At 63.1% G+C, this 19,058-nt stretch carries 12 protein-coding genes; 2 read left to right on the forward strand and 10 right to left on the reverse strand.

The window, feature by feature from the left end:
- Nucleotides 1-51: 51 nt before the first annotated feature.
- The 3 genes from pbpG to JY500_RS16220 form a co-directional block, all read right to left on the reverse strand.
- Complete coding sequence (gene pbpG, locus JY500_RS16210) at nt 52-1,089, reverse strand: D-alanyl-D-alanine endopeptidase (RefSeq protein ID WP_172197079.1); 1,038 nt, start codon at nt 1,087-1,089, stop codon at nt 52-54.
- A 75-nt stretch (nt 1,090-1,164) separates the two neighbouring features.
- The gene (locus JY500_RS16215; protein ID WP_172197076.1) at nt 1,165-2,403 is read right to left on the reverse strand and encodes a patatin-like phospholipase family protein; all 1,239 of its coding nucleotides are present in this window, start codon (nt 2,401-2,403) and stop codon (nt 1,165-1,167) included.
- Nucleotides 2,404-2,493: 90 nt separating this feature from the next.
- Nucleotides 2,494-4,773 carry an NADP-dependent malic enzyme gene (locus tag JY500_RS16220; protein WP_172197073.1) on the reverse strand — a complete coding sequence of 760 codons (2,280 nt, stop codon included), beginning with the start codon at nt 4,771-4,773 and terminating at the stop codon, nt 2,494-2,496.
- A gap of 301 nt (nt 4,774-5,074) precedes the next feature.
- On the opposite strand from JY500_RS16220, the gene JY500_RS16225 reads away from it, so the two are divergent.
- Nucleotides 5,075-6,907 carry a phosphoenolpyruvate carboxykinase (GTP) gene (locus JY500_RS16225; protein ID WP_206253814.1) on the forward strand — a complete coding sequence of 611 codons (1,833 nt, stop codon included), beginning with the start codon at nt 5,075-5,077 and terminating at the stop codon, nt 6,905-6,907.
- Nucleotides 6,908-6,983: 76 nt separating this feature from the next.
- Nucleotides 6,984-8,168 (forward strand): pyridoxal phosphate-dependent aminotransferase, encoded by a 1,185-nt coding sequence (locus tag JY500_RS16230; RefSeq protein ID WP_206253815.1) that lies wholly within the window; start codon nt 6,984-6,986, stop codon nt 8,166-8,168.
- 91 nt (nt 8,169-8,259) lie between these two features.
- Here the strand turns inward: JY500_RS16230 and JY500_RS16235 are convergent, their stop codons facing one another.
- The 7 genes from JY500_RS16235 to JY500_RS16265 all read right to left on the reverse strand — a co-directional run bounded on the left by JY500_RS16235 (nt 8,260) and on the right by JY500_RS16265 (nt 19,053).
- The gene (locus JY500_RS16235) at nt 8,260-8,997 is read right to left on the reverse strand and encodes a transglycosylase SLT domain-containing protein (RefSeq protein ID WP_206253816.1); all 738 of its coding nucleotides are present in this window, start codon (nt 8,995-8,997) and stop codon (nt 8,260-8,262) included.
- 470 nt (nt 8,998-9,467) lie between these two features.
- Entirely contained in the window at nt 9,468-10,811 is a 1,344-nt protein-coding gene (locus tag JY500_RS16240; protein WP_206253817.1) for a hypothetical protein, read from the reverse strand.
- A 138-nt stretch (nt 10,812-10,949) separates the two neighbouring features.
- Nucleotides 10,950-12,065: a ribonucleotide-diphosphate reductase subunit beta gene (locus tag JY500_RS16245; protein ID WP_172197058.1), complete on the reverse strand. Its 1,116-nt coding sequence runs from the start codon at nt 12,063-12,065 to the stop codon at nt 10,950-10,952.
- 372 nt (nt 12,066-12,437) lie between these two features.
- Nucleotides 12,438-15,293 carry a ribonucleoside-diphosphate reductase subunit alpha gene (locus tag JY500_RS16250; protein ID WP_206253818.1) on the reverse strand — a complete coding sequence of 952 codons (2,856 nt, stop codon included), beginning with the start codon at nt 15,291-15,293 and terminating at the stop codon, nt 12,438-12,440.
- A 245-nt stretch (nt 15,294-15,538) separates the two neighbouring features.
- Nucleotides 15,539-16,069 carry a 1,6-anhydro-N-acetylmuramyl-L-alanine amidase AmpD gene (gene ampD / locus JY500_RS16255; protein WP_206256520.1) on the reverse strand — a complete coding sequence of 177 codons (531 nt, stop codon included), beginning with the start codon at nt 16,067-16,069 and terminating at the stop codon, nt 15,539-15,541.
- Nucleotides 16,070-16,144: 75 nt separating this feature from the next.
- Nucleotides 16,145-17,527 (reverse strand): sigma-54-dependent transcriptional regulator, encoded by a 1,383-nt coding sequence (locus JY500_RS16260; protein WP_206253819.1) that lies wholly within the window; start codon nt 17,525-17,527, stop codon nt 16,145-16,147.
- Entirely contained in the window at nt 17,524-19,053 is a 1,530-nt protein-coding gene (locus JY500_RS16265; protein WP_246479656.1) for a sensor histidine kinase, read from the reverse strand. The genes JY500_RS16260 and JY500_RS16265 overlap by 4 nt, the downstream gene beginning before the upstream one ends.
- Nucleotides 19,054-19,058: the final 5 nt, after the last annotated feature.

Raw genomic sequence — 19,058 nt, forward strand, 5'->3', positions numbered from 1 at the left:
CACAACAAAAAAGCGCGCCTCGGCGCGCTTTTTCTTTTGCGAAGGTGTCGATCAACCGGCGGGAATACGCGCAACGCCCTGATGCGCGATGGCACTTTCGACCCAGCGCTTGATCCGCTGGGCATCGGCGACACGGGTGAACTTGCCAACCGAGTCGAGCAGCACGATCACCATCGGCTTCTCCGCCAGCCAAGCCTGCATCACCAGGCAACGGCCCGCCTCGTTGATGAAACCGGTCTTCGAAACACCAATCTGCCAATCCGGACTGCGCACCAGCGCATTGGTGTTGCGGAAAGTCTGCTCGCGCCCACGGATCGGCAGGGTCTCTTCGTCGTCCGTCGAGAACTGGCGAATCAGCGGATAGTGCGATGCGGCCGTCACCATCTTCGCCAGGTCGCGCGCCGACGACACGTTCTGCGGGTTGAGGCCGGTGGAATCGTGGAAGACGGTTTCCGAGAGCCCCAGCGCCTGCGCCTTGCGATTCATCGCGAACACGAAGGCATTGATACCGCCCGGATAGTTGCGGCCGAGCGAGGCGGCAGCACGGTTCTCCGACGACATCAGCGCGAGGTGGATCATCTCCTCGCGGGTGAGTTCGGTTCCGACCACCAGGCGCGACGTGGTGTTCTTCAGCTTGTCGGTGTCCTCGTCCGTCACGGTGAGGGTTTCCGACAACGACAACTTTGCATCCAGCACGACCATCGCCGTCATCAGCTTCGTGATTGAAGCGATCGGCACAACGGACTCGGCGTTGCGTTCGAGCAGGACTTTGCCGGTGCCGAGGTCCTGCACCATGAACGCGTTGGATTGCAGCAACGGATTGCCTTCGCGATCCACGCTGACCGACACCGCACGCACCGGCGCCGTCCGCGCCGATTTCATGTCGCGATACAACGCTTTCGCCGGACTGACGCGTTTCCCCTTCTTGCTGCTGACCGAGGCTTTGACGGTATGGCTGCGATGGCTCGACGACGCCTTGGTCGCCGATTTCTTGGCGTGCGTCTTCGACTGGGATTCTTTCGCCTGCGCGGGCATCGCCGCGATTGCTGCCGCCAATAACAGCGCGGTAATCAGCTTGATCTTCTTCATTACTTCTCCCCATCCGGCGGCAGGCTGGCCGGACTCACTTCTAGATAGCCGGATTCTAACAATTTCTCCAGCAGATTAAGACGATAGCTCACTCATTTCAGACTGAATCTCAAGATTCTGTTCGGGCGTCATGGCGCCAAAACCACTCGCGCGCTGGCGCGTCTCCAGCTTCACCGCCGATGGATCCAGGCGCAGGAAGCGGATCAGGTCGGCCCGCCGCATCATCGCATCGCGATAGCCGAGGTCAATCAGTGCGCGCGTGTAGGACCGCTCGAACAGCAGATAGGACAACACCGTCGAACCGGACCGGCCGCCAGCCCCCACCCCGCGCAGCATGATCCTCATTGGGCGCGGCAGGGCACGGAAATGCCGGGCGGCCAGATAGTCGAGCCGCTCCGAAGGAGAGATCACGAGCGTTTCGATCGGTTTGAGCGGAATCCCAAGTTCCTCCCGCAAACCCGGCGGGATCTTGCCGACCGTAGCGTTGATGCGATCGAGTCGTTCGAGATCCACCGCGAGTCCGTCGAGGAAGATCGACGACAAGGCATGGCCCGCGATCTGCGCCGGCGTTGGATAGCGGTCACCGCGCGCGCGGCGGGTTTCGTCCTTCGCGCGCCCCGCACCCACGACAAGAATGCGAGTCGCGCCGAGATGCACCGCGGGTGACACCGGCGCGAGCTGGCGCATCGAACCATCGCCAAAGAACTCGCGGTTGATCTTGATCGCCGGGAACACGAACGGAATCGCGCTGGAAGCCATCAGGTGTTCGACACCCAACCGAGCCGGCACGCCGACACGCGCAGCGCGCCGCCAGGGCGACACTTCGCGGGCCGCCTCGTAGAACGTCAGGCTCTCGCCCGTCGCATAGCCCGAGCAGGTCACGCTGAGCGCATACAAGGCGCCGCTGTCGATTGCCCGGCCAATGCCGGCGAAATCAAGCCGTGACGAGAGCAGTTCGCGCAGCGGTTGGTTGTCCAGCATGGACTTGGGGCCACGCCGCAACAACCAGCCCCACAGCAAGGTGCCGCCCCATGCCAGGGCAGACTTGGTTACCGCCAGCGCGTCGGCGCGATACACATGGTGCGCATGGAAGTTGCGCCAGATCCACGCAAGCCGGCGTACGCTGGCGTCGAAGTTGTCGGCATATGAAGCCAGCGCCGCCGCGTTGATAGCACCGGCGGAAGTGCCGCAGAGAATCGGAAACGGATTGGCCTTGCTGCGCCCGGTCAGTTCGCGAATCGCCCACAGCACGCCGACCTGGTAAGCCGCGCGCGCGCCACCTCCCGTCAGAACCAGAGCCGCCCGGTCTTCCATGCCACCTCCCTGGCCCCATGGCCTCTGAGAGGATTTGCGGCATTGGGTGGCGCGAGCTTTAGCGCCGTCGTGCCCGCTAGTGCGGCAAAGTTAGCGGCTACGGTGCTGGCCCGCCTCCACTACAGTCAGTGCCGTCATGTTGACGATGCGGCGCACCGTCGCCGTTGGCGTAAGGATGTGCACCGGTTTCGCCGAGCCCAACAGGATCGGGCCCACGGTCATGCCATCGCCCGCGGCTGTCTTCAGCAGGTTGAAGGCGATGTTCGCGGCATCCAGGGTCGGGAAGATCAGCAGGTTGGCATCCTCGCGCATCCTCGCGTTGGGAAACACCTGCAAGCGGATACCCGCATCCAGCGCCGCATCGCCATGCATCTCCCCCTCCACCGCGAGACCGGGATGGCGCTCGTGCAGCAGCGCCAGCGCACGGCGCATCTTCTCGGCCGTCGGCGTGTCGTCCGTGCCGAAACTCGAATGCGACAACAACGCGACGCGCGGCTGGATACCGAAGCGCCGCACTTCTTCCGCCGCGAGACAGGTCATCTCGACGAGCTGTTCGACGCTCGGGTCGTAGTTGATGTAGGTGTCGCACAGGAAAACCGTTCGCCCCGGCAGCGCGAGGAGGTTCATCGCATAGCAGCTGCCGACACCTTCGGCGCGGCCCAGCACCGTCTCGACGAATTTCAGGTGCACCTGGTGCAGCCCCGAGGTGCCGCAGATCAGACCGTCCGCATAGCCAAACTTGAGCATCAGGGCGCCAATCAATGTCGCGCGGCGGCGCACTTCGCGCTTCGCATACTCAACCGAGACGCCACGCCGCTCCATCAGCGCGTGGTAATGCGTCCACAACTCGCGATAGCGCGGGTCATCGTCCTGATTGACCATCTCGAAGTCGAGTTCCGGCCGCAGGCGCAGCCCGAAACGCTCGATGTAACGCGCAATGACCTCGGGGCGCCCGATGAGGATCGGCCGCGCAAGCCCTTCATCCACCACGGTCTGCACGGCACGCAGCACACGTTCCGACTCGCCTTCGGCAAAGATAATGCGTTTCGGCGCGAGTTTCGCGGCGGCGAATACCGGCTTCATGATCAGGCCGGACTGCCACACGAAATTGTTCAGGCTCTGCCGGTAGGCCTCCCAATCGGTGATCGGCCGGGTCGCGACACCCGAGTCCATCGCCGCCTGAGCCACTGCGGGCGCAATCTTCACGATCAGCCGCGGATCGAAAGGCTTCGGGATGATGTATTCGGGGCCGAAACCCGCCACCTTCTCACCGTAGGCAGCGGCGACGATATCGCTCTGCTCGGCGCGCGTCAGTTCGGCAATCGCCCGCACCGCGGCGAGCTTCATCTCGTCGGTGATCGTTGTCGCGCCGACATCGAGTGCGCCGCGGAAGATGAACGGGAAGCAGAGAACGTTGTTCACCTGGTTCGGATAGTCCGAACGGCCGGTCGCGATGATTGCGTCGTCGCGCACCGACTTGACTTGCTCCGGCAATATCTCGGGCGTCGGATTTGCCAACGCCAGGATCACCGGGTTGGGCGCCATCTTCGCCACCATCTCCGGCTTGAGCACACCGCCCGCCGACAGGCCCAGAAATACGTCAGCGCCTTCGATCACCTCGGCGAGGGTCCGGGCATCCGTCTTCTTCGCAAAGCGGTCCTTCACCGGGTCCATCAGAACCGGGCGTCCCTCGTAGACCACCCCTTCGATGTCGGTCACCCAGATGTGCTCCACCGGGATCCCCAACATCACCAGCAGATCAAGGCATGCGAGGGCGGCAGCGCCCGCACCCGAGGTCACCAGCTTGATCTTCGACAAATCCTTGCCAAGCAGGTGCAGCCCGTTGAGCAGCGCGGCACCCACGACGATTGCAGTGCCGTGCTGGTCATCGTGGAAGACCGGAATGTTCATTCGCTTGCGCAGTTCGCGCTCGATGTAGAAGCACTCGGGCGCCTTGATGTCTTCGAGATTGATACCGCCGAAAGTCGGCTCCAGCGATGCGATGGTCTCGATCAGCTTGTCCGGATCCGGCTGTGAAAACTCGAGATCGAATACATCGATGCCGGCGAACTTCTTGAACAGGACCGCCTTGCCTTCCATCACCGGCTTTGCGGCGAGTGGCCCGATGTTGCCGAGCCCGAGCACCGCGGTGCCATTGGTCACCACACCGATCAGGTTGCCACGCGCCGTCAGCGTGCTCGCCTCCGCCGGATCGGCGACGATCGCATCACAGGCGGCCGCAACACCGGGCGAATAGGCAAGCGACAAATCCTGCTGGTTGGTCAGCGCCTTGGTCGGCGTCACTGCAATCTTGCCGGGGCGTCCGGCGCGGTGATATTCGAGTGCAGCGGCTTTCAGGCGGTCGTCCATCGGGTTCTCCCTGGGCAGGATTCCGTCGCGCAGGCGACAAAATCCGGGTTGTTCGAGTTCGCGGCAGGATTCTAGTTGCCAGCGACACTGGGTGAAGTACGTAGTTGTGCTGATCAGACCCGCGGCGTAGACTTCAAACAACTGTTCAAGCAGAACTTCCAACCCGCACACCCGAAAAACAATAGTTTTCGTGCGGGTGCTCCAGCGTCGTTTCTCTCCTCCCACCGACGCCGGGCCACGGTCGGATCCCCTCCGAGGGGGCCGAGCGTGTCATCGAACACGTGGTAACCAGGAGAGACTCATGACTACACGCCTTCCCGAAGCGGCGCTCAGTTCAGCGCCTGCCTTCGTCCGCCATGCCCGCCTCAAACAATGGGTGGCCGAAGTTGCCGCCCTCACCCAACCCGATCGGATCATGTGGTGCGATGGCTCCGAAGAGGAGTCCGCCCGCCTGTGCGACGAGATGGTCGAAGCGGGCCAGATGATCCGGCTGAATCCCGCCAAGCGGCCGAATTCCTTCCTCGCGTGGTCCGACCCGTCCGACGTGGCACGGGTTGAAGACCGCACCTACATCTGCAGCTCCGACCCGCACGACGCAGGCCCGACCAACAACTGGGAATCGCCGGAGAAGATGAAGGCGACGCTCAAGGGCCTCTTCAGCGGTTGCATGCGTGGCCGCACGCTGTACGTGATTCCTTTCTCGATGGGGCCGCTCGGCAGCCCGATTGCGCAGATTGGCGTCGAGATCTCCGACTCCCCCTACGTGGTGGTGAACATGCGGATCATGACCCGCATGGGGCGCGCGGTTTACGACGTACTCGGCGACAACGGCGATTTTGTGCCGTGCCTGCATTCAATCGGCGCACCGCTCGAACCCGGCCAGAAGGATTCTCGCTGGCCGTGCAACCCGACCACGAAGTACATCTGCCACTTCCCGGAAACGCGCGAGATCTGGTCGTACGGTTCCGGCTACGGCGGCAATGCGCTGCTCGGCAAGAAGTGCTTCGCACTGCGTATCGCATCAACGATGGCGCGTGACGAAGGCTGGCTGGCCGAGCACATGCTGATTCTTGGCGTCGAGAACCCGCAAGGCGAGAAGACCTACGTGGCGGCGGCCTTCCCGTCCGCCTGCGGCAAGACCAACTTCGCAATGCTGATCCCGCCAGAAGGTTTCGACGGCTGGAAGGTGACCACGGTCGGCGACGACATCGCATGGATCAAGCCCGGCCCGGACGGCCGGCTCTACGCGATCAACCCGGAGGCCGGCTACTTCGGCGTCGCTCCCGGCACCAACGAGAAGACCAATCGCAACGCAATGGCAACCCTGCACGCGAACGTGATCTTCACGAACGTGGCACTCACCGACGATGGCGACGTGTGGTGGGAAGGCATGAGCAAGGAAGTGCCGCAGCACCTGATCGACTGGACGGGTCAGGACTGGACGCCCGATTGCGGTCGCAAGGCAGCGCATCCGAACTCGCGCTTCACCGCGCCCGCCGGACAATGCCCCTCAATTGATGCGGACTGGGAGAACCCCAAAGGCGTGCCGATCTCGGCCTTCGTGTTTGGCGGCCGCCGCGCAACAACGGTGCCGCTGGTGTACCAGGCCTTCAACTGGAACTTCGGTGTCTACATGGCTGCGACGCTGGGCTCCGAGACCACCGCAGCCGCGTTTGGCCAGCAAGGCGTGGTGCGGCGCGACCCCTTCGCGATGCTGCCGTTCTGCGGCTACCACATGGGCGACTACTTCAACCATTGGTTGAAGATCGGCCACACGGTCGAACACACGCCGCACATCTTCTGCGTCAACTGGTTCCGCATGAACGAAAACGGCGACTTCATGTGGCCAGGCTTCGGCGACAACATGCGGGTCCTCAAGTGGATCGTCGATCGCTCAAAAGGCGCGGTGGGCGCACGCGAAACAGCGCTCGGCTGGATGCCGAAGTACGAAGACATCCAGTGGTCCGGCCTGGGCATCAAACGCGAAGAGTTCGAGGCGCTCACAGCAATCGATGCGCGCGCCTGGCGCAGCGAGCTCGGCCTGCACAAGGAATGGTTCGACAAGCTCGGCGCACGCCTGCCGCGCACACTGGCGCTGCAGCGCGAATTGTTCGAGGAAGCCATCGGAAGTTGAATTGGACTTGTCGATACGAGCGCCGCCCTAGGGCGGCGCTTTTTCATTGTCCGGGCGGGCGGCGTAAAGTACGGCCATGTCCGAATACACTCAGCCCCTGTGCGCCGGCCCGCTTGCGGCACGCGCGCGCGAAATCGAGCCCTTCCATGTCATGGAGCTTCTTGCGCGCACGCAAACGCTTGAAGCCAGGGGCCGCGACATCATCCACATGGAGGTCGGAGAGCCGGACTTCCCCACGCCGGCGCCCGTAATCGAGGCAGCGCAACGCTTCCTTACGCAAGGACAGGTTCGCTACACGCCCGCGCTCGGCCTGCCAGCGTTGCGCGACGCGATTTCCACTTACTACGCCACGCGATTCGGCGTCACCGTCCCCGCGTCGCGCATCATCGTCACCGCAGGGGCATCCGGCGCGCTGCTGCTCGCCCTCGCCGCACTGACCCAACCGGGCGACAGCTGGCTGGTGCCAGATCCCGGCTACCCCTGTAACCGCCATTTCGTGCGCGCCTACGAAGGTGTCGCACAGGCGCTGCCGGTGCTCGCACGCGACGCGTTCCAGCCAACGCTGGCGCAGGTCAATCAAGCCTGGGGCCCCACGACGCGAGGCCTGATGGTCGCGAGCCCATCCAACCCCACAGGGACGCTGATATCGCCCGCAGCGCTCGAACAGCTTGCCGGCTTTGTTGCGGAACGCCAGGGTGCGCTGATCGTCGATGAGATCTACCAAGGTTTGAGCTACGGCATTGCGCCGACGACTGCGCTCGCAAGCCGTCACCCCTGCTTCGTCATCAACAGCTTCTCGAAGTACTTCGGCATGACCGGCTGGCGGCTCGGCTGGCTCGTCGCGCCCGAGGCGTATGTGCGCGATCTTGAGAAGCTCGCGCAGCACTTTTTCATCAGCCCATCCACGCCGGCGCAGCACGCCGCGCTCGCCGCGTTCTCCCCGGAGACGATCGAGATCCTTGAGCATCGGCGGATGGCGTTCGCCAGCCGACGCGATGTGCTCTGCTCGGGTCTTCGGGAGCTCGGTTTTGTCGTGCCCGCAGATCCCGCCGGCGCGTTCTATGTGTATGCCGACGTGAGCGCACACGCGCAAGACAGCGCGGCGTTCGCGCACCACCTGCTCGAAACGGCGGGCGTTGCCGCTACCCCTGGCATCGATTTCGGCCAGCAATCGCCTGAACGCTGGCTGCGCTTCGCCTACACCACGGATGAAGCACGCATCGAGGAGGCGCTCGCACGCATGCGCCAGGTTCTGGCCTGAGCGGAGAACACTGCCGACCGTGATCAGGAGGCCATAAAGCAGAACGCCGGCACAAGGCCGGCGTTCTGTGTGGGGTCTTACCGAGCAGGCATTACTTCGCTAGCGCGAGCTTGGCGCCCTGCCGCATCGCCAGTTGCAGGCGTTGCTTTTCGGCGATCACCTTGTTGGCGTAGCCCTCGGCCGGATCATCGGCCGCACCACCGTACTGTTGCAGACCCGCGGTCAGCGAACCGTTGCGGCGGATGTACTCCTTGAGCACTTGGGCGCCGACGCGAATGTTCTCGGTCGGATCAAGCAGTGGAGCGTCGCCCGCCTTCTCATCGAACTTGTCCTGATGGAAACGCGGCACGATCTGCATCAGCCCCTGCGCGCCGAACGGACTCTCGGCAAACGGGTTGAAGCTCGACTCAATACCCATCACCGCGACGATCAGCAGCGGGTCAAGCCCGACAGACTGCCCAACCTTCTGTGCCGACACGATCAGCGGCTCAACGGCCGCACGTGCCACTTTGTAACGACGGGCGAGATACTCGGTCACGCGTTCCATTTCAGGCGACAGACGATCCGGATGCTCAGGATCGACGACAACCGGGTCCTGCTCCACTGCAACAAGATCAGCTGGCGACAGCGAATCTTCCGCAGCGACGCTCGCCTCGGCATGGCCGAACAGGTTGTTGAGCGGCAAACCACTCAAACCCTGATCGAATACGCGCATGCCAAACACGACTGTCACCACCAAGCCCGCTACGAGCAGGCTGCCATGGGCGAAGTGCAGAACAAATGTACCGACGTGCCGGGCTGCTGCCGCGACGCGAGTTGCGTAGATCATCATTCCTCCTCTGAGGCTCTGTCGGCAAACTCGCCCGTTCGGTCTGACGGACACGCAGACACGCCGGCACCCAAGCTCGTCTGGCTCGGTGTGATTCCGGTGATTCCGTGTTGTCAGCGCGCGGGCGACACCGCGCAAAGTGGTCAAGGGTCGATCGAGGTGAACCGCCGCAACCAGACGACTCACCGACTAAAAAACGCGAAGAACTGCTTGGAACGAAACAGAAGCTGGCGGTCTGTTCGCTTCGCTGAAAGAACTACTGCGATATATCGATCGCAACCAGACGAAGCGCAGTCTATTGATTCAATTCGATTTTGTCAATCCTGCGCCGATCCGCGCCCAGCAAGGACAATGACATCCGAGTAATCGTAAACCATTGGCAAGCGCGTGTCCTGGACACACGTCACGGTAAGAACCAATAAAAAAGGCACGTGCAAGCACGTGCCTTTTTGCAACACAAACAGCCTGTGTCAGGACGGACGCGAACCCGTCGGGAACGGCCAGGCAGCTGTCGGATTCAACGAAGACTTCAGCCCCGGCGTTGCTGCCGTGGAGGGCTTGGCTTCGGCTGCGGGCTGCGCCTCGGCAGGCTTGGCTGCGTCGGCCGACGGGGCCTCGGCGGTTTTCGCCGGTTCGGCCGGCTTCGCAGCCTCAGCGGCAGGCGCAGGCGCCGCCGGCTTGGCGGCTTTCTTCGCTGCCGGCTTTTTCACCGCCGGTTTTTTCTCAGCGGGCTTCTTCTCTGCGGCCGGCTTGGCAGCCTCAGGCTTTGCAGCCTCAGCCTTCGGCGCGGCGGGCTTGGCCGCTGCAGCCTTCTTCGCTGCGGGCTTCGCTGCCGCTTTCTTGGCTGCCGGCTTGGCAGCACCTTCAACCGCCTTCGCTACGGCCTTTTCTGCCTTGGCGACGACCTTGGTGACAGCCTTCTTCACTTCTGTTGCCTTGCTGGCCGCCTTCTTGGCGACTTTCTCGACGGCCTTCTCAGCCTTCGCGACCACTTTTTTTGCGGCGGTCACTTTCTTGGCGGCGGTTTTCTTGACCGCTTTCTCGGCCTTCGCTACAGCCTTCTTCACGGTCGCGGCGGCGCCTGCAGCCTTCTTGGCAGGCTTGGCTGCCGGCTTGGCTGCAACCTTCTTGGCCGCGGGCTTCGCTGCCGGTTTCGCCGCAGCCTTGGGGGCGGCCTTGGGCGCAGCCTTCTTCGCTGCGGGCTTGGCTGCGGGCTTGGTGGCCTTCGCAGCCGCCTTCGGCGCGGCCTTCGGGGCCGGCTTCGCAGCAACCTTCTTCGCAGCCGGTTTAGCGGCAGCCTTGGCGACAGTCGCCTTCTTAGCGGCGGGCTTGGCTGCAGCCTTAGGCGCGGCCTTGGTCGCGACCGGACGCTTGATCGTGGTCTTGCGCTCGGTCACCTTCGCGGCGGGCTTTGCCGCTGCGGTCTTCTTGGCTGCGGGCTTAGCGACCGCAGTCTTCTTCGCTGCCGGCTTGGCGACAGCGGCCTTCTTGGCAGCCGGCTTCGCCGCAACAGCTTTCTTTGCCGCAGGCTTTGCCGCAGGCTTTGCCGCAGGCTTGGAAGCAGTCGCCTTCTTGGCGGCGGGCTTAGCAGCAGCCTTTGCAGCGGGCTTGGCCGCAGCTTTCACAGCCGGTTTTGCCGCGGCTTTGGTAGCAACTTTCTTTGCGGCGGGCTTGGCGGCGGCCTTGGGGGCCGCTGCCTTCTTCACCGCCGGCTTGGCTGCGGTTTTGGCGGCAGCTTTTTTCGCCGCCGGCTTTGCGGCGGCCTTCGGGGCCGCCGCCTTCTTGGTCTTGTCACTGCTTTTTGCTGTTGCCATGTCACCCTCCATCGTAGCGTCGTGGGTCAGTCATTGCGCACGTCACCACGCGTGTGTGGCGCGCCGCTGCCGCACTGAAGTGCGGCGTTTGGAAAAAACCGTACAGCCAATCCGGAACGGAGGAGGACACCTGGCGACTTAATCCCAACTCAGCGCCCCTCCCGTCTGGTACTCGATCACCCGCGTCTCGAAGAAGTTGCGCTCCTTCTTCAAGTCGATCATTTCGCTCATCCAGGGGAACGGATTTTCCGCGCCCGGATAGATCGCATCGAGGCCAATCTGCTGGCAACGGCGATTAGCGATGAATCGCAGGTACTCCTTGAACATTGACGCGTTCAGACCCAGCACGCCGCGCGGCATGGTGTCTTCGGCATAGCGGTATTCGAGCTCGACGCCACGCTGCATGAGCGTGCGGATCTCGTCGCGGAACGCCGGCGTCCACAAGTGTGGATTCTCGAGTTTGATGGTGTTGATGAGGTCGATGCCGAAATTGCAGTGCATCGACTCGTCACGAAGAATGTACTGGTACTGCTCGGCAGCGCCGGTCATCTTGTTCTGGCGGCCCAGCGCAAGAATCTGCGCAAAGCCAACGTAGAAGAAGAGCCCTTCCATGATGCAGGCGAAGACGATCAGCGAACGCAACAACTGCTGATCTGCTTCAGGCGTGCCGGTCTTGAAATTCGGATCGGTGAGTGTCTCGATGAACGGGATCAGGAACTCGTCCTTCGCACGGATCGTCGGGATCTCGTGATAGGCGTTGAAGATCTCGCCCTCGTCGAGTCCGAGCGACTCGACGATGTATTGGTAAGCATGCGTGTGGATCGCCTCTTCGAAGGCCTGGCGCAGCAGAAACTGGCGGCACTCCGGTGCGGTGATGTGGCGATAGGTGCCCAGCACGATGTTGTTGGCGGCAAGCGAATCGGCAGTGACAAAGAACCCGAGGTTGCGCTTGACGATACGCCGCTCGTCCTCGGTGAGGCCGTTCGGGTCCTTCCATAGCGCGATGTCGCGCGCCATGTTCACCTCTTGCGGCATCCAGTGATTCGCGCAGGTCGCGAGGTACTTCTCCCACGCCCACTTGTACTTGAACGGAACGAGTTGATTGACGTCGGTCGCACCGTTGATGACGCGCTTGTCTGCGACGTTGATACGACGCGCTTCGTCATGCGTTGCCACCGAAGACGATACCCCTGCCTCAGCCACGCGGGGCTGGGTGCGATTTGCAGAAATGAGGTCGTCGTCAAAATTCAGCATGCCAATATCCTTTAGTTCAATTTTCCGATTCGATCAACAAAATTCTGCAAGCAGATGATTCGCGGAGAAGCCCGGCTGGCGCGGCTTTCCGCGAAGTTGTGCGTCACCCGAAAGAGATCGCTCCGCGGAAACCCGCATGAATGCTTGCTCTCCGGACGACGCCCTGAAAGCCTTGCTGCGTGCGCCTCTCCAAGAATCGTTGTTGCAAAGAGCAAACACACTGCGCAGCAATCGCACGATTTTTTCGACAGCGCGACGACAGTTCACTCGCGACAAAACCTCGATGCAGATGCACGGCAATGCGCAACGATCCGGTGATGCGCCGCGCGACATGTCGGTCGCGCGGCGTGCCTCAATCACCGCAATGCGTCGTTACTGACAGGCTTCGCAATCAGGGTTGTCGATGCTGCAGAACTTCGCGGGTTCGGACACCGCTTCCGCAGCCGCCGCACTCACGCCACCACTGACGGGCACCGCGTTCAACTCGCCGCCACGGCCGGTCGACTTCTCGGCCGACGTCGCGCCGAGCGCGCGCAGGTAGTAGGTGGTCTTCAGGCCTCGCAGCCACGCGAGCTTGTAGGTTTCATCGAGCTTGCGGCCCGAGGCGCCGGCCATGTAGATGTTCAGCGACTGAGCCTGATCGATCCATTTCGCGCGCCGCGCGGCGCATTCGACGATCCACTTCGGTTCGATCTCGAACGCGGTGGCGTAGAGCCGGCGCAGCTCGTCCGGAATGCGGTCGATCTTCGCGAGCGAACCGTCGAAGTACTTGAGGTCGGCGACCATCACCTCGTCCCACAAGCCGAGCTTCTTCAGATCGCGAACCAGCGACTCGTTGGCGATCGTGAACTCCCCCGAGAGGTTCGACTTCACGTAGAGGTTCTGGTACGTCGGCTCGATGCAGGCGTCGACGCCGATGATGTTGGAGATGGTCGCAGTCGGCGCGATCGCCACGCAGTTGGAGTTGCGCATGCCGACCTCGCCGATGCGGCGCCGCAGCGCGTCCCAGTCCAGCGTGCTGGAGGTATCGACTTCCAAGTAGCCGCCACGCTCGTCGGCCAGCAGCTTGAGGCTGTCGAGCGGCAGTATGCCGCGGTCCCACAGCGAGCCACGGAAGCTCGAATAACGGCCCCGCTCCTCGGCCAGATCGGTCGAGGCCCAGTAGGCGTAGTAGCACACCGCTTCCATCGAACGATCGGCGAAGGCGATCGCATCCTCCGAGGCGTAGGGGATGCGCTTGGCGTGCAGGCAGTCCTGGAAGCCCATGATACCGAGGCCGACCGGGCGGTGCTTGAGGTTCGAGTTACGCGCCTTGCCAACCGCGTAGTAGTTGATGTCGACCACGTTGTCGAGCATCCGCATCGCGGTGCGGATGGTGCGGCGCAGCTTGTCGTGATCGAGCTCGCCATCCTTGCCCAGGTGCGCGAGCAGGTTCACCGAGCCGAGGTTGCACACTGCGATCTCGGTGTCGGAGGTGTTCAGCGTGATCTCGGTGCAGAGGTTGCTCGAATGCACCACGCCGACATGCTGCTGCGGCGAGCGGATGTTGCACGGGTCCTTGAAGGTGATCCACGGATGCCCGGTCTCAAACAGCATCGTCAGCATCTTGCGCCACAGCTGCAGCGCCGGCATGCGGCGGAACAGCTTGATGTCGCCGCGGTCCGCACGGCGCTCGTACTCGACGTAGGCTTCTTCAAAGGCACGGCCGAACTTGTCGTGCAGACCGGGCACATCAGAGGGCGAGAACAGCGTCCACTCGGCACCTTCCATGACCCGCTTCATGAACAGATCCGGAATCCAGTTCGCGGTGTTCATGTCGTGCGTGCGACGGCGGTCGTCGCCGGTGTTCTTGCGCAGCTCGAGGAACTCCTCGATATCGAGGTGCCAGGTTTCGAGATACGCGCAGACAGCGCCCTTGCGTTTGCCACCCTGGTTCACCGCGACCGCGGTGTCGTTCACGACCTTGAGGAAGGGGATCACGCCCTGGCTCTTGCCGTTGGTGCCCTTGATGCGCGCGCCGAGTGCGCGCACCGGCGTCCAGTCGTTGCCGAGGCCGCCGGCGAACTTCTGCAGCAGCGCGTTTTCCTTGATTGCCTGGTAGATGTCGTCGAGGCTGTCATCCACGGTGGTCAGGTAGCAGGACGAGAGCTGGGAATGCAGTGTGCCGGCGTTGAACAGCGTCGGCGTCGAGCTCATGAAGTCGAACTGCGAGAGCACGTTGTAGAACTCGATCGCACGCGCCTCGCGGTCAATCTCGCCCAGCGCCAAGCCCATCGCGACGCGCATGAAGAAGACCTGCGGCAGCTCGATACGACGCTCCTCGATGTGCAGGAAGTAGCGGTCGTAGAGCGTCTGCAGGCCGAGGTAGCCGAACTTCAGGTCACGGTCGGCGACGATCGCCGCGCCCAGGCGCGCGAGGTCGAACTGCGCGAGCTTCGGGTCGAGCAGTTCAGCCTCGATACCCAGCTTCACGTAGCGCGGGAAATACTCCGCGTAGCGCGTGGCCATTGCGGCGTGGGCAACTTCCTCGCCCAGCACCTCGTCGCGAATCACATGCAGTTGCAGCCGTGCGGTGACGTAGTCGTAGGCCGGTTCCTTCTCGATCAGCGTGCGGGCGGCTAGGATCAGCGCCTTGCGCACTTCGTCCAAAGGCACGCCGTCGTAAAGGTTGCGCAGTGCGCCTTCGAGGATCGCCTCGGGCTGCACCTGCTCGCCAAGGCCAGCGCAGGCGGCCGCAACCAGATCGGCGAGCTCGGCGCGGTCCAGCGGCCTGCGTTCGCCGCGGTGCGTGACATGCAACGCCGCGGCCGGCGGCGTTGCCTTCGCCTTCTGCGCACGCTCGGCAGCGCGCTTTTCGCGGTACAGCACATAGGCGCGCGCGACGTCGTGCTCGCCCGAACGCATCAGCGCAAGTTCGACCTGATCCTGGATGTCTTCGATGTGGAACGTGCCGCCGTGCGGCTGGCGACGCACCAGTGCGCGCACGACCTGTTCGGTAAGGCTGCCGACCACCTCGCGCACACGCGCCGAGACGGCGCCATGAGAACCCTCGACGGCGAGGAAGGCCTTGGTGACCGCAACCGCAATCTTGGACGGCTCGAATCCGACCACCGCTCCGTTACGGCGAATGATCTTGTAATCGGCATAGCGTTCCGCCTCGCTGGCGGCATCATGCGGCAGCGCGGATAGCGCCGGGTTGGCGACCGCTTCGTTGGCGATGACCTGCATCGATCTCTCCTGTTGTCGGGGTTGCCTGGAAAACTGCTCCGGCAGCGCACTCGGTTATTGACCTACTAGATCTAGTATGACGATCCATATACCCGACTAATTCTAGTTACCTCACCCCATTTCATGCAAGAAACAAAATTGTCGCGATGCGACAAGAACAAGCACCGTGCGGGCCTCAAACGCTGCAGCCATGAGGCGTGTAAAGCCCTCGCGCGGCGCGATAAAACGGCGAACAAAATGGGTAATCAGCGCAGAAGCGTGGCGAGCAACGGCCAGTCGAAGAAGGGACCGGGGTCTGTCTTGCGCCCAGGGGCAATGTCGCAATGCCCGGCGATGTCGCTGATCGGATGGCGCCGTACGATGGCACGGATCAGCTCTGCCAAGGCGGGGTACTGCGCTGCGTCGAAGGGCTGCGTGTCGCTGCCTTCAAGCTCGATACCGATCGAAAAATCATTACAGCGTTCGCGGCCACCCCAGCTCGATACACCTGCGTGCCATGCGCGCTGGATGGTCGGCACGAACTGCTCGATGCAGCCGTCTCGCCGAATCAGGAAATGTGATGACACGCGGAGATGGTGAATGCCCGCATAGTACGGATGGGCGAGTGGGTCGAGGCAGTTGGTGAACAACTGCTCTACGCCCGGACCACCGAAGCACTCCGGGGGCAGGCTGATCGCATGGATGACGATCAGATCGATGGTGCAGCCCGCCGGGCGGGCGTCAAAATTGGGCGACGCGACGAAGCGCGCATCGGGAAGAAAACCCTCCGCATCGATGCCCTTCAGCGTCGGCTTGGCGGGGGTCGGTGAACTCGCGATCGGCTCACCGCGCAGCTTCAGGAACACCGCCGATTACTCCTTCATCCCCAGCCGCTCCATGCGGTAGCGCAGCGAACGGAAGGTCACGCCCAGAAGCCGCGCCGCGGCCGTGCGGTTGCCATCGGTCTTGGCGATGGCTTCGTTGATGGCCTGGCGCTCGACGCGGTCGAGATAGTCCTGCAGGGATTCCCGCTCCAGGGCAACGCCGCCACCCGGAATGCCGTGCGGACCGGCCTCCTCCTCGCGCGGTTCGAGGTGAAGATCCTCGACCGTAATGCATTGGCCGCCATGCAAGGCCAACGCGCGTTCAAGAATGTTCTCCAGTTCGCGCACGTTGCCCGGGAATGCATAGGCCAACAAGGCGGCGTTCGCAGCGGCGTCAACACGCGGCACAGGCAAGCCCGCCTCCTGGGCCAATCGCCCAAGCAAGGCATCGACCAGGGCCGGGATGTCCTCACGCCGCTCGCGCAGCGCTGGCATGCGCAGTTCAATGACGTTGAGGCGGTAGAACAGATCCTGCCGGAACCGCCCTTGATCCACGAGCTCCTTCAGATTGCGGTGCGTCGCGCTGATGATGCGCAGATCCACCGGCTGCTCGGCCGTGTCGCCGACACGGCGCACACGCTTTTCCTGGATAGCACGCAGAAGCTTTACCTGCATGGGCAACGGCAGGTCACCCACTTCATCGAGGAACAAGGTGCCCCCGTTGGCTGCCTGGAAGAAGCCATCGCGGTCAGCATCCGCGCCGGTAAAAGCTCCCTTGCGATAGCCGAAGAACTCGCTCTCCATGAGATTTTCGGGAATCGCTCCGCAGTTGACCGCAACGAAGGGCTTCGCGGCACGCGGGCCGTATTCGTGAATCAGGCGCGCCGCGCGCTCCTTGCCGCTGCCCGACTCACCGCTGATATAGACCGGCGCCTGACTGCGCGCCAAACGTTCGATCATGCTGCGCACTTGCAGCATGGTGGGCGACTCGCCGGTCAACGAACTGGCGCCGACCGGGCGTGATTCACTCGCGCGCTTCGGCAGATCGAAGACCGATTTGACCAGGGCTCGCAGTTGTTCAAGCGAAACGGGTTTGGAGAGGTAGTCGAAGGCCCCCTCCTTCAACGCGGTGACTGCGTTCTCCATGCTGCCGTAGGCCGTGATCACCGCCACTGGCAGTTCTGGATGGTGCTGCGCAATTTCTCGCACCAGTGTGAGGCCATCGCCGTCCGGCAGGCGCATGTCGGTCAAGCACAGCTTGTAGCGGTGCTCCGCCAGCAATGCGCGCGCGTCGGCCAGCGTTCCAGCCGCGTCGGCACCAAGCCCCATGCGCAGAAGCGTCAGCTCCAGCAATTCACGGATATCCGCCTCGTCATCGACAATCAGTACCGCTGCATCGATGTGGCTGCGTCGCTCACTTGCACTGCTCATGCAACCCCCTTGGCCATCAATCGGAAATGCGCGCCACCGCGAGATTCGCAGAGCTCAAGTTCGGCCGCATTGGCCTGCGCCAACTCTCGCGCAATATAGAGCCCAAGCCCGGTACCGCGTGGATCGGACGTAAAGAAGGGTTCAAACACCCGTGAGCGCGACTCCGGCGGCACGCCGGGACCATCGTCCACGACTTCGAGCATGACCTGGTCTTCACCGCCCGCGAGCACCTGGATTCTCACGCTGCCCGGCGCGCCGCTCGCAAAACGGCGAGCGTTGCCAAGCAGGTTCCAAAGAATCTGCTGCAGGTGAATACGGTCGAAGCGCACGCGCAACGCCGCATCGCCCTCCAATTCGACAAGCGCCGGATCGAGCCCCTCGTAGCTGACCTGTTCATCCAAGAAGGTGCGGGCGAAGGCAAGCAGTGGAATGGTCTCCGGGGTCGCGCGATCGCGGCGCCCAAGTTCCAGCACGTCGCGCACCATGCGATCGATGCGCCGCGTGTTGTCGTGGATGATGCGCGTCAGGCGCTGCTGCATCTCGGCGCGCTTCTCTTCGCCAAGGAGTTCGCTGGCGTGGCTGATCGCCGCCAAGGGGTTGCGGATCTCGTGCGCGATCCCGCCGGTCAGGCGCCCGAGTGCCGCAAGCTTGATTTGCTGTGCCTCGCGCTCGATGCGCTCAAGATCTTCAAGATAGACAATCGTATCGCCTTGCTCGCCCAATCGCAGGGTGCGCACGCGCACCTGGCTGCCGGCCTCGCCAACGCGAACCTCCGCGTCGCCACTCACCACCGCAGCCGCAAGCTCGGGGGACAGTACGTCAATCGGTAGGCCAATATGGGGCAAATCCCCCAACAACTCGGCCGCCTTGCGATTGGCCTGCATCACCACGCCATCGGCGCCGAGCACGAGCACACCATCGTGCAGATCGGCAATGATCTGCTCGTTCACGCGCTCCTGACGACGCAGCGCAGCACCGCGCTGATGGGCAAGCGCTTCGTTGGCCAGCGCGCGGGTCGCCAGCAGGCGCGCCACGGTCGCAACTGCAAAAAAGCCAATGCAGACAAAACCCACCGCGGTGATGTCGGCAACCGCCTCGCTGTCGAGAGTCAGCGAACGCAGGCCTTGCACCGCGAGCACCGCCACAGAGGCCAAGGACGCATAGAAGAAGACCAGGCGCCCTTCGCCGAGCAGTCCGCCGGCAGCAACCACCACCATCATCATGTAGGGCAGGCCACCCTTGTGACCTCCGCCTAGGTACATCAGCGCACTGAGCGCCACGATATCGATCGTGATGTGGGTGTTCACCACCCACTCGAAGGGTGCCCGCGTTGCGCGCAGGAAGTAGAGCAGGATCACCGCCGCCAATAGGTAACCCGCAACAACCCAAGTCCACTCGCCGCTACTGCTTTCCAGCAAGAAAAGGCGACCAATGAAGATCAAGCCGCACGCAACGATCAGGCGGTAGAGGCTGTAGTAGCGCAGCGATTCCCAGCGCGATTCAGCGGGCTGCCAGGCATGTGGCATGCCGG

Source organism: Niveibacterium microcysteis (assembly GCF_017161445.1).
GTDB lineage: Bacteria > Pseudomonadota > Gammaproteobacteria > Burkholderiales > Rhodocyclaceae > Niveibacterium > Niveibacterium microcysteis.